The sequence below is a fragment of the Ferribacterium limneticum genome, assembly GCF_020510625.1.
In the GTDB taxonomy this organism is placed as follows: domain Bacteria; phylum Pseudomonadota; class Gammaproteobacteria; order Burkholderiales; family Rhodocyclaceae; genus Azonexus; species Azonexus limneticus_A.
In genome coordinates this window covers 3,464,783-3,477,020 of record NZ_CP075191.1, presented here as the reverse complement: position 1 = coordinate 3,477,020, position 12,238 = coordinate 3,464,783, and the positions used below count along the sequence as shown (strand labels likewise).

7 protein-coding genes are annotated in these 12,238 nt (G+C 59.3%); 6 read left to right on the top strand and 1 reads right to left on the bottom strand.

Annotation, left to right across the window (positions count from 1 at the left end; translation table 11 throughout):
* Together KI617_RS16730 and KI617_RS16725 are read left to right on the top strand one after the other, a co-directional pair.
* Positions 1-1,641: an ArnT family glycosyltransferase gene (locus tag KI617_RS16730; RefSeq protein WP_226448190.1), complete on the top strand. Its 1,641-nt coding sequence runs from the start codon at positions 1-3 to the stop codon at positions 1,639-1,641.
* Complete coding sequence (locus KI617_RS16725; RefSeq protein WP_226448188.1) at positions 1,641-2,468, top strand: phosphatase PAP2 family protein; 828 nt, start codon at positions 1,641-1,643, stop codon at positions 2,466-2,468. Before KI617_RS16730 ends, KI617_RS16725 begins: the two co-directional genes overlap by 1 nt.
* A 134-nt stretch (positions 2,469-2,602) precedes the next feature.
* Here KI617_RS16725 and KI617_RS16720 read toward each other — a convergent pair whose 3' ends face one another.
* Positions 2,603-3,565, bottom strand: a complete 963-nt coding sequence (locus KI617_RS16720; RefSeq protein WP_226448186.1) for an IS110 family RNA-guided transposase — start codon at positions 3,563-3,565, stop codon at positions 2,603-2,605.
* A 552-nt stretch (positions 3,566-4,117) separates the two neighbouring features.
* Between KI617_RS16720 and KI617_RS16715 the strand changes: the two genes are divergently transcribed.
* The 4 genes from KI617_RS16715 to KI617_RS16700 all read left to right on the top strand — a co-directional run bounded on the left by KI617_RS16715 (position 4,118) and on the right by KI617_RS16700 (position 12,111).
* Positions 4,118-6,313, top strand: a complete 2,196-nt coding sequence (locus KI617_RS16715) for a type I restriction-modification system subunit M (protein ID WP_226448185.1) — start codon at positions 4,118-4,120, stop codon at positions 6,311-6,313.
* Positions 6,310-7,404 carry a PDDEXK nuclease domain-containing protein gene (locus KI617_RS16710; protein WP_226448183.1) on the top strand — a complete coding sequence of 365 codons (1,095 nt, stop codon included), beginning with the start codon at positions 6,310-6,312 and terminating at the stop codon, positions 7,402-7,404. Before KI617_RS16715 ends, KI617_RS16710 begins: the two co-directional genes overlap by 4 nt.
* A complete protein-coding gene (locus KI617_RS16705; RefSeq protein WP_226448181.1) occupies positions 7,401-8,759 on the top strand; it encodes a restriction endonuclease subunit S in 1,359 nt (452 codons plus the stop codon). The genes KI617_RS16710 and KI617_RS16705 overlap by 4 nt, the downstream gene beginning before the upstream one ends.
* Positions 8,760-8,961: 202 nt before the next feature.
* Complete coding sequence (locus KI617_RS16700; protein ID WP_226448180.1) at positions 8,962-12,111, top strand: type I restriction endonuclease subunit R; 3,150 nt, start codon at positions 8,962-8,964, stop codon at positions 12,109-12,111.
* Positions 12,112-12,238 lie beyond the last annotated feature (127 nt).

Genomic DNA, 12,238 nt, shown 5'->3' with positions numbered 1-12,238 from the left:
ATGCAAGCCAGACCACTCCTTCACGCCATCGAGCGCTTCCTGCTGTCGCCGTTCAGCCTGGTGCTGGCGATCGTCATTGCCTTCGTGCTCAATGCCTACAGCCTGCCGCTGACCGATGTCGACGAAGGGGCGTTTTCCGAAGCGACGCGCGAGATGATGGCGCGCGGTAACCTGATCTCGCCGACCCTGAACGATGCGCCGCGCCACGACAAACCGATCCTGATCTACTGGGCGCAGGCCGTGTCGGTCAGCGTGCTTGGCGTCAGCGAAATCGGTTTCCGCCTACCCTCGATCATCGCCAGCATCCTCTGGCTGGTCTTTCTCTACCGCTTCTGTCTGCGCCATGCCGACCGGCGAACCGCGCAGGTCGCCTCGCTGGTCATGGCCTTGTCGCTGGCGGTTGGCTTCATCGCCAAGGCGGCGATTTCGGATGCCCTGCTCAACCTGTTCATCGCCCTGTCGATGTTCGGCATCTACGACTTCTTCTGTGCCTGTCGGGATGGCAAGAGCCCGCAACAAATCCGCCGCCTCCTGTTCTTCGCCTATGCCATGCTCGGCCTCGGCTTCCTGACCAAGGGGCCGGTTGCCGTGATGTTCCCGCTGCTGATCAGCGGCATTTTCTTCGTCTCAGCCGGGGCCTGGCGCGACTGGCTGAAGGCCGCCTTTTTCTGGCCGGGCTGGCTGCTTTTCCTGGTCATCGTCGTGCCCTGGCATGTGCTGGTTTATCTCGATCAGGGCGACGCCTTCTTCCGCGGTTTTTACCTGAAGCACAACCTGAACCGCTACTCCAACACCTTCGAGGGGCATGGCGGCAAGTGGTATTACTACCTCGTTGTCCTGCCCTTCGTGCTGATGCCCTTCACCGGCTGGCTGCTCGCCATCGCCGGCAAGCTGCTCAAGAAGCTGCGCTCGGTGCCGCTTGGCGTTTCTAGTGGTGAAGGCCTAATGGAGCGTTACCTGATCCTGTGGTTCGTTGTCGTCTTCGGCTTCTTCTCCTTCTCCGGCACGCAACTGCCGCACTACCTGCTCTACGGCTGCACGCCGGTCTTCATCCTGCTTGCCTGCTATCGGCCGGAGTTCGAGCGGCGCTGGCTGGCCTATGTCCCGCTGATTGCCTTCGCCCTGCTGCTCGCCGCCTTGCCGGAAGTCCTGGTCTTTGCCGCCGCCAAGGCCGGCAAGCCTTACGAAAAGACGCTGCTCGATGGCTTGGTTGCCGCCTTCTCCGACGAGGCGCGCTGGCTGCTGCCCCTGCTGGCCGTGGCCGTCATCGCGCTGGCCCTGTGGCGCACCTTGCCGGTCTGGCAGGGGCTGGTCATCGCCGGGCTGCTGCAGGCACTGGTCGTCGCCGCGGTCATCGCGCCGCGCGTGATCGGAGTCACCCAAGGGCCGATCCGCGAGGCGGCCAAGGTCGCTCGGGACAACGGTGGAACGGTGGTGGCCTGGCGCATCATCATGCCCAGCTTCAGCGTCTATCGGCAATCTGCCACGCCGACCCGGATACCTGTCGAGGGTGAGCTGGTGCTGACCCGTACCGACCGCCAGCATGAAGTGCAGAAACTGATCGCCCCGAACCTGGTGCTGCGCGAGGTTTATCAACGTAGCTTCGTCACCTTGGCTCGCGTCGAACCCGGGAAGCCGTAATGAACGATCAGGCCCTGCACGCCCGGAATCCGCGTTTCGACGCCTCCATGCTCGGCCTGTGCCTGCTGTTTGCCTTGGGGCTGGCAGCGCTTGGCCTGAGCGGCGACTGGTACACCGGTTTCATTCCAGCCCAGGCAGTCAGCAAAGCCTTGCCGGCTGTTCTCTGGGAATCGCTGACCACGCTCGGTGATGGCCGCATCCAGCTGGCCTTGGTGCTGCCTTTCTGCCTGCGCTACCCACGGGTCTTCTGGGCGCTGTTTCTCGGCTCGATCATGGCCGCGCTGATCAGTCGCGGTTTCAAATTCTGGGTGCCCCTGCCGCGTCCGGCTGCCGTGCTCGATGCCAGCCAGATCACCATCATCGGCGCCCGTCTGACGGCACACAGTTTCCCCTCCGGCCATACCGTCTCGGCCTTCTCCTTCATTGTCGCGTGGCTGGCCCTGCTCGGCTGGTGGCGCGCCCTGCCCATCGTCGTGCTGGCGGCGCTGGCCGGCTTCTCGCGCATTGCCGTCGGCGCCCACTGGCCGGTCGACGTGCTGGCAGGGGCCTTGATCGGCATCGCAGGCGGCTGGGCCGGCTTGCGCCTGAGCCGCCATTTCCGCTGGGGGCTGGGCATTCGCGCCCACTGGTTCCTGATCGCCATCTCGGTGATTGCCGTAGCGACCCTGCCCTTCGATGGCCAAGGCTACCCAGGCTCCTTGCCCTGGCGCATCGTCGCCTGCCTGTGGGGACTCGGCGGTTTCGTACTCTTCTACCTGCTGCCCCTGCTGCGCGGTGGCTGGCAGGCGGTGAACCGGCCGCTGGCAGGGTTGGTGACGGAACGCTGATTGGTCTGAGTCTTAATTTCCCTGACTGGGATTAGGTAGCTGCTGATTTATTCGGAAATGTCATTCCCGCGTAGGCGGGAATCCAGAAAAATCAACGAACTGGATCCCCGCTTTCGCAGATACCGTGATCAACCTCACTTTGTAAGCGCCAATTTCGGGTCAAAGGGTCGCCCGGATTTGAGTACGCCAAACATCCAATGAATCATCTTTCGCATGACGGCGCCAATGACGACCTTGCCGGTTTTGCCGCTGGCCTTGAGGCGTTCTGCAATGGCCTTGGCGGCCGGGTTGTAGCGCATCGCACTCATCGCCGGGAAATACAGGATCTTGCGCAGCCGGGCGTGCCCCACCTTGCACAGGCGGGCTTTGCCTCGCACCGAGTCGCCAGATTGCCGATGACGCGGCGACAGCCCCACAAAGGCTACTGCCTGCCGGGCGTCGTCAAACCGTTCCGGACGCAACCAGGCCATGAAGTGGCTGCTGACCTGATCGCCGACGCCAGGAATGCTGGTCAGCAAGGCATGTTGCTCACTCAAATGCGGGTTCTGGTCAACGTGATCCCGAATCAGTTTCCTGAGCTTTTCCTCTTCCGCCTTCAGGTGAACCAGGGTTCGGCTGACCGATTCCAACGCCTCACCTTCGGCTTCATACGCCCGGTTCTGCTCTTGGACACTCATCTGCTGCACAGCTTGAAGCCTCGCCAGCAGGCGTTGCAATTCGCGTATCTCGCGCGGCGCCGGGTGCCACAGCGCCGGGGATTGTTGTTCAGCAAAGTGCGCGATCAATCTCGCATCGGCTCGGTCCGTCTTTTGCCGGCTCAGCCGGGACTCGCCAAAGGCTTTGATCTGCAGTGGATTAACCATGCTTACCCGCATCCCGGCGTCGTGCAGAAAAACGGCCAGCTTCTCGTAATACTGACTGGTCGCCTCCATGCAGGCATGCAGCTCTTCAATCTCGTAGCCACGCGCCGCAAGCCACGCCAGCAGCAACTCATGCCCGGTTACCGTGTTCTCGAAAACCTTGCTCCGTATCTTCCCGTTGTCGAGTACGGCAAGATCAAATTTCCGTTTTGCTATATCAATACCAAGCCATTTCATGTTGCCTCCTTATCGCCAAGTTCCGCTGGTACCTTGCTACATGCATCCTTATGTACACAGGCTCGAAGCCTCAGATACCGTTCGCATTCTTTCAGCAAGTTGAGGCAGGACGGCCCATCTGCGGATCAGGCTCGAAGCCTTGGGGATGACTCGGCCTGTCCTACCCCTCTTTCCCAAGCGTCCTTAGGAAATCATAAAACCTCTGTTGGGCGTATAGGGGATGACGAATATTTCAGTGTCTCCTTAGGTGTTGTGACTCAGGAGGGAGTCGGCCAGGAAGAGACCTACGATCATGGAAAATTTGGGTGCCGTGAACGGCCGGTAACGAATCGCTCACCAGCCGTTTGACTCAGATGAGCTTCGGCCCGAACTTCGTTTGGCTTACGCTGCAGTCAGTCAGAGTGAAATTCACGAGCGCTCGGCCAATGCATGAATCAGGTTCCGGAACGCTATAAAAATGATGCCGGGTTTTTGAGGTTGATACAATCGCCCCCAGCCAGCGCGGTGTTGCGCTTTGATGCCGATAGCCACTACGAAATGCGGAACAATTGAATGAATACAGAAACCCACCGCCAGCTTGCCAATGACATCTGGAGTATCTGCAACCTGCTGCGCGGACCATACAAGCGCAACGAATACCGCAAGGTCATCCTGCCACTCACAGTACTGCGTCGATTCGATTGCCTGCTGGCGCCCACCAAGGCGCAGGCGCTGATTACCTTCAACGAATTCAAGAGCAAACCCGAAAGCATCATCCGCAGCAAGATGCAGGCGGCCACGAGCTATCCGTTCTACAACCTGTCCAAGCTAGAGCTGCGCCCTTCAGGAAAGGACATTAACTCGTTGCTGGACGACCCCAGCAACCTCGCCCCCAATCTCAACAGCTACATTAACGGCTACTCGCCCAACATCCGCGCCATCTTCGAGCGCTTCAAGTTTGGCGAGCAGATCGAGCGCATGAGCGAGAAAAACCTGCTGTTCAAGGTCGTGCAGAAGTTCGCCACCTTCGATCTCAGCTTTGCCGGTTTGTCGGCCGACCAGGCCGCCATGCAGATGGGCTATGTATTTGAAGAGCTGATCCGGATCGGCGCGGAACAATCCAACGAAGAAGCCGGGGAGCACTTCACCCCGCGCGAAGTCATCAAGCTGATGGTCAACCTGCTGTTGTCGCCCGAGCAGGATTTGCGTCGTAGCCATGTCGTCAAAACCATCTACGACCCGGCCTGCGGCACCGGCGGTATGTTGTCCGTGGCCGAAAAGTACATTCGCGATCTCAATAGCGATGCCAAGCCGCATCTGTATGGGCAAGACTGGAACGACGAAGCCTGGGCCGTCTGCCGCTCCGACATGCTCATCAAGGGGGAGGACGCTGACAACATCGCCATGGGCGATACCTTCACCAAAGATTTTCACAGGTACGACGAGCAAGGCCAGAAGCGCAGCTTCGATTACATGCTGGCCAACCCGCCGTTTGGCGTGGAGTGGAAGCAGCAGCAACGCCACATCGAGAACGAGCGCGACAGCCTTGGCTATCAAGGCCGCTTTGGTGCCGGCACGCCGCGCATCAACGACGGGGCGCTGCTCTTCCTGCAGCACATGATCGACAAAATGCGCTGCGCCGAAGAAGGCGGCAGCCGCATCGGCATCGTATTCAATGGCTCGCCGCTGTTCACCGGCGATGCCGGCGGTGGCGAATCGGAAATCCGTCGCTGGATCATCGAAAACGATTGGCTCGAAGCCGTCGTCGCGCTGCCCGAGCAGTTGTTCTACAACACTGGCATCAGCACCTACATCTGGGTGCTCACCAACCGCAAGGAGTCGCACCGCAAGGGCAAGGTGCAGCTCATCGATGCCCGCAACCACTGGGTGCCGATGGAAAAAAGCCTGGGCAACAAGCGACGTCGCATTGGGGACCCGTCGGACAAACCCAAAGACCCGGACTACATCGGCGACATTACCGGCCTGCACGGCCAGTTTCAGGAAGGTGCCAGCCGCTGGGTGCTGTTCGACAAGGATGGCAAGGTGGTCACCGTCGCCGCCAGAGCGCCCACGGGCGATGCCCCGGAAGGCCAGCAGTGGAAGCAACTAGCGGTCAGCAAGGTCTTCGACAACGAGGATTTCGGCTACCACAAGATCACCGTTGAGCGCCCCTTGCGCCTGAACTTCCACGCCACGCCAGAACGCCTGGCCCGGCTGGAAGACGAAACCGCCTTCAGGAACCTGGCCAGCAGCGCCAAGAAGGACGAAGCCGCGCGCCTCATCGACATCGCCGCCGGTGAACAACGCCAGCAGCAGATCCGCGACCTGCTGGCCGAGTTTGCCAAACGCCACCCCGAGCAGATCAACGACCGCAAAGCGTTTCTCGACAGCCTCAAGCCGGTTGACCGCGAATTGAGCGCGCGCCTGTCCGCCCCAGAGCTCAAGGCGGTGGTCAATGCATTGGGCGAGCGCGACGAAAAAGCCGAAATCTGCCGCAACCGCGATGGCGAAGCCGAGCCGGATGCCGAACTGCGCGACACCGAAAACGTGCCGTTGAAAGAAAGCATTCAGGCCTACTTCGAGCGCGAAGTGCTGCCCCACGTGCCCGATGCCTGGATCGACCACAGCAAGACCAAGGTCGGTTACGAAATCCCGCTCAACCGCCACTTCTACCGCTACGAGCCACCGCGTGAGCTGTCGATCATCGAGGGTGAAATCAAGGCACTGGAAGCCGACATCGTGCGCCTGCTGGGCGAGGTGACGGCATGAAACCGGGCAAGCCTGTCACGGCGACCACCGGGCCTGACGGACAAGCACCTGTGGATAACCTGCTGACGGACATCCGCGCGGTCATCGAGCGCGCCCGCCAGCAAGCCTTCACGGCGGTGAACGCCAGTCAAACCTACATGTATTGGCGAATCGGCCAGCGCATTCATACCGAGTTGCTTGGCGGTGAGCGTGCTGCTTATGGCGCCCAGATTGTCGCGACGCTGTCGCGACAATTGGTGCAGGAGTACGGGCGCGGCTTTGCCGAGAAAAACTTGCGGCGCATGGTGCAGTTTGCGCAAGCCTTCCCCGACGAGCAGATTGTCGCCACGTTGTGGCGACAATTGAGCTGGTCGCATTTTCGGGAGCTTTTGCCGCTAGACAAACCCTTTCAGCGCGACTTCTATGCCGAGATGTGCCGTCTCGAAGGCTGGAGCGTGCGCACCTTGCGGGAACGCATCGACGCCATGCTCTACGAGCGCACCGCGCTTTCAAAACAGCCCGATGCCCTGATTCAGCAAGAGCTGACTACCCTGCGCAGCAAAGGCGAAATCGCCCCGAAGCTGGTGCTGAAAGATCCTTACCTGCTCGATTTTCTCGGCCTGACCGACCGCTTTCTTGAGCGCGACCTCGAAGACGCCATCCTGCGCGAGCTGGAAAACTTTCTGCTGGAACTCGGTGCCGGGTTTTCGTTTGTCGCCCGGCAAAAGCGCATCCAGCTCGATGGCGACGATTTCTACATCGACCTGCTGTTTTACAACCGCAAGCTCAAACGTCTGGTCGTCGTTGAACTCAAGCAAGGCAATTTCAAGCCCGAATACAAAGGCCAGATGGAGCTGTATCTGCGCTGGCTGGCCAAGTTTGAGACCGAAGCCGACGAAAACCCGCCGCTCGGCATCATCCTGTGCGCCGGCAAGAACAACGAACAGATTGAACTGCTGGAGTTGGATGCGTCGGGCATCCACGTCGCCGAATACCTGACCGTATTGCCACCGCCAGACGTGCTGCACCGCAAGCTGCATGAAGCGATTGAAACGGCACGGGCGCGGATAGAAGCCAAAGAGGGTGATGCCGGGCAGGAGACGACGGCATGAAATACGCCGTACAAGAAGGAAATTTTACGCCTCAGAACTGGCTTGGCGAGTTGCCCAATGGTTGGGCCACCAAACGTCTGAAATACGTTAGCACGATCAACGACGAGACTTTGCCAGAGGCCACAGATCCAGACTACGAAATGCTCTACGTAGACATTGGAAGCGTGGATGCTACAGAAGGGATACAAAAGAAAGAGCCGATGATTTTCGAGACAGCTCCGTCCCGAGCGCGGCGCATCGTTCAACATGGCGACACCATTCTTTCAACGGTACGCACCTATCTGCGGGCGGTTGCGCCTATTCAAAATCCGGAAAAAAACTTGATCGTTTCAACCGGTTTTGCCGTCATTCGGCCTAAGGGCATTGACCCACACTACCTCGCCTACAGTCTGCGCTCGTCGTACTTCATTGAAACCGTTGTTTCACGATCAGTGGGTGTGAGCTATCCCGCCACAAACCCGACCGACGTTTCGTGCATCGAGTTACCGCTACCGCCACTCAACGAACAACAAACCATCGCCCGCTTTCTCGATGCCAAGACCGCGCAGATCGATGCGCTGCTGGCGCAGAAGTGGCAGCTCATCGCCAAACTCAAGGAAAAGCGCAGCGCCCTGATCGCCCGTACCGTCACCCGTGGCCTGCCGCCCGAAGCCGCCAAGGCAGCGGGGCTGGAACCGAATCCGGAGATGAAGGATTCGGGAGTAGGTTGGCTGGCGGCAATTCCTGCTCATTGGGCAACACCGCCTTTGTACGCACGATATTCAGTCGAGCTTGGAAAAATGCTGAGCGAGGCAAAAATTACCGGCGAATATTTAATCCCATACTTGAGAAATGTTGATGTTCAGTGGAACGTCATCAACTATCAAGACTTGCCGGAAATGGATATTCCACCGGCAGAATATCCGCGCTACACAATCCGCACAGGCGACCTACTGGTTTGCGAAGGTGGCGAAGTTGGTCGCGCCGCGATTGTTGGTAAGTTTGATGGCGTGATCGGCTATCAAAAGGCTCTGCATAAGTTGCGTGCTTTACGCGGTGATGAAGATCAACGCTTCATGTGCTTCATCTTGGAATGGGCGGCTCAAACAGGAGTATTCAATGCAGGGGGCATGTCAACAATTGCCCACCTAACCGGAGAACAGCTCAGGAAGTATCGGTTCCCGAAACCGCCGAAAAACGAACAACAAGCAATAGTGCAATACCTGCAATGTGAGACAGATAAGATCGCTCACTTGCAGCGCGAGGTTGAGACGGCTATCGCCCGCCTCACAGAATACCGCCAAGCCATCATCACCTCCGCCGTCACCGGCAAGATCGACGTGCGCGACTGGCAATCTGAATTGGAGGCCGCATGACCGTAGACCGCAATCAGGATTGTTGGGCAGGCTTGGTCCGCAACATGCCAAGTACTTGCCGTTTTGGGGTTGATGCTTCTTATTTGACGGCTATTTGACTGAATCCCCTGCCGAGAGGCGAGATAATGAAAAAAATCCATACAAATCAAAGAGGCGAATCACCACTGGAACTCGCTCTCTATTTGATTCTGTGGCCTACTCCATGAGCACAACCAACGAAAAAGCCTTCGAGAGCTACCTCGAACAGATGCTCACCGAAGGCGGCTGGCAGCCCGGCACCAACGCCGAGTGGGACAAGGCGCGGGCGCTGTTTCCGGCACGGGTGTTCGCTTTCATCGAAGCCACCCAGCCCAAATTATGGGCAGAGATGGCCGCGCAGCACGGCGGCAACTTGCAGGCCATGTTGCTCGATGCGCTGGGCAAGGAGCTGGAGATCAAGGGTAGTCTGCACGTGCTGCGCCACGGCTTCAAGTTTTACGGCAAGCTGTTCCGGCTGGCCTATTTCAAGCCGGCGCACGCGCTGTCGCCGGATGTTTTGGCGCTGTACGCACAAAACCAGCTCACCGTGACGCGGCAGGTGCCTTGCCACCCCGGCGACCACAGCACGGTGGACATGTTGCTGGCAGTCAACGGCTTGCCGGTGGCCACCATCGAGCTGAAGAACCCGGGCACGCACCAGACCTGGCGGCACGCGGTGAAGCAATACCAGAGCGACCGCGATCCGCGCGTGCCGCTGTTCGATTTCAAGAAGCGTGCGTTGGTGCACTTCGCCGCCGACCCGGATGAAGTGTGGATGACCACTCGGCTGGCCAAGGAAAAGACCTTCTTCCTGCCCTTCAACCGGGGCAGCCACCCGGGGCAGATTCAGTGCGGTGCGGGCAACCCGCAACACGCCAGCGGCTACCGGACTGGCTACTTCTGGCAGGAAACGCTGCAACGCGACAGCTTTCTCGACATCCTCGGGCACTTTCTGTTCATCGAAAAAGACGAGCAGAAGGTGGACGATGGCCGGGGCGGCAAGAAGCTGGTCACCACTGAAAAAATGGTGTTCCCGCGCTACCACCAGCTGGACGCGGTGCGCGCCCTGGTGGCTGCGGCCCGCACCGAAAGCGCTGGCCACAATTACCTGATCCAGCACTCGGCGGGCAGCGGCAAGACCAACAGCATCTCGTGGCTGTCGCACCGGCTGGCCAGCCTGCACAACGCGCAGGATCAGAAGGTATTTGACTGCGTGATCGTCATCACCGACCGCAAGGTGCTGGACAAGCAATTGCAAGATGCGATCTACCAGATCGAGCACGCGCAGGGCGTGGTCAAGGCTATCGATCAGGATGCCAAGCAACTGGCCGATGCGCTGATCGACGGGACCAAGATCGTCATCACCACGCTGCAGAAGTTTCCCTTCGTGCTGCGCGGCCTGTTGCATGCGGCGGGAGCCGAGAATCAGGACAAGGCCAGCGACGAAGAGAAAGCACAGGCCAAGGCTTGGCAGGCAGCTATTGCGGCCCGGCGCTACGCGGTGATCGTGGACGAAGCGCATTCCAGCCAGACCGGAGAAACCGCGCGCGAGCTGAAGAGCATTCTGGGCGATTCTTTACGTCATTCCAGCGCAGGCGGGAATCCAGGAGGGGCAAGCTGGGCTCCCGCCTACGCGGGAGTGACGGATGAGGATGCCGCGCTGGATTGGGAAGATCACCTCAACCAGATCATGGCTTCGCGTGGCCAGCAGCAGAACCTGAGCTTCTTCGCCTTCACCGCCACACCCAAGGGCAAGACGCTGGAACTGTTCGGGCGTGAAGGTGGCAGCGGCAAACCGGAGGCCTTCCACACCTATTCGATGCGCCAGGCCATCGAAGAAGGCTTCATCCTCGATGTGCTGCGCAACTACACGACCTACAGCACCTGGTTCAAGTTTGTGAAGACGGTGGAGGACGACCCCGCCATCCCGAAGAAGAAAGGCGCCAAGGCGCTGGCCAAGTTCAAAGAGCTGCACCCGCACAACATCGAGCAGAAGACCGAAGTGATGGTCGAGCACTTCCGCGAGCATGTGCGGCATCGGCTCGGCGGGCGGGGCAAGGCGATGGTGGTAACGGCCAGCCGCATCCAGGCGGTGCGCTACAAGCTGGCCTTCGAGCGCTATATTCAGGAACAGGGTTACGCCGATATCCGTTCGCTGGTGGCCTTTAGCGGCACGGTGAAAGACCCGGACACTGGCATCGAATACACCGAACCGGGCATGAACCCGGATGCTGTCACCGGCAAGCCCATTCCGGAAAGCCAACTGCCAGAGCGCTTTGGCTCCAGCGATTACCAAGTGCTACTGGTGGCCAACAAGTACCAGACCGGCTTTGATCAGCCACTGCTGTGCGCGATGTACGTGGACAAGCGGCTGGACGGCGTGCAGGCGGTGCAAACTCTTTCGCGCCTGAATCGCAAGATCGCCGGCAAGGACGAACCCTTCGTCCTGGACTTCGTTAACAAGCCCGACGAGATCTACGCTGCGTTCAAGCCGTATTTCGATTCCACCAGCCTGCAGGAATCCGCCAATCCCGACATGCTGCCCGGCATCAAGCACGAGCTCGATCTGCTTCAGATTTACCACTGGAGCGAGGTCGAGGCCTTTGCGCGCATTTTTTACCGCCAGCCGGATCGGCAGAACCCGGCCGATCACGCCCATATGCAACATCACCTGCAACCGGCGGTGGATAGGTTCAAGGCTATTGAGGATGACGAGGTGCGTGCTAGCTTCCGCGACAAGTTGGGCGGCTATGTGCGGATGTACTCGTTCCTGAGCCAGATCCTGCCCTACGCGGATCAGGACCTGGAAATGCTCTACAGCTACGGGCGCTTCCTGCTGCCGCACCTGCCGCTGGACCATGACAACACGGTGGTCAAGATCGGCAACGAAGTGGAGTTGCAGTACTACCGCTTGCAGCGCGTAGCCAGCGGGCCGATTGAACTCAAGGTGGGCGAGCCGGAAGGCGTCTACAGTCCCACCGATGTCGGCACCGGCAAGGCCAAGGAAGAAAAGGCGCCGCTGTCCGAGATCATCCAGGTGCTCAACGAGCGTTTCGGTACGACCTTCACCGATGAGGATCGGCTGTTCTTCGACCAGATCAAGGCACGGGCCACCAGCAACAGCCAGGTGGTTCAAACTGCCATGGCCAACCCACTGGACAAGTTCCAGCTGGGGGTGCGCAAGCTGATCGAAGATTTGATGATTCAGCGGATGACCGAGAACGACAAAATCGTCACTCGGTACATGGATGACAGCGATTTCCAGCGCACCGCCTTCCCGATATTGACGCGTGAGATTTTTGACGCTATCCGCGCAGCGCACCCCACTGAATGAACACGGGGTGAATCACAAGTTGCAACGAGAGAGTGGCCGCTTGAGGGTCAGGAAGCGGCCATTTAACTTGTAAGTCGTATCAGGCTGTTATGGGCACACCGCAGCCGTTTGCCGGACTCAATATTGT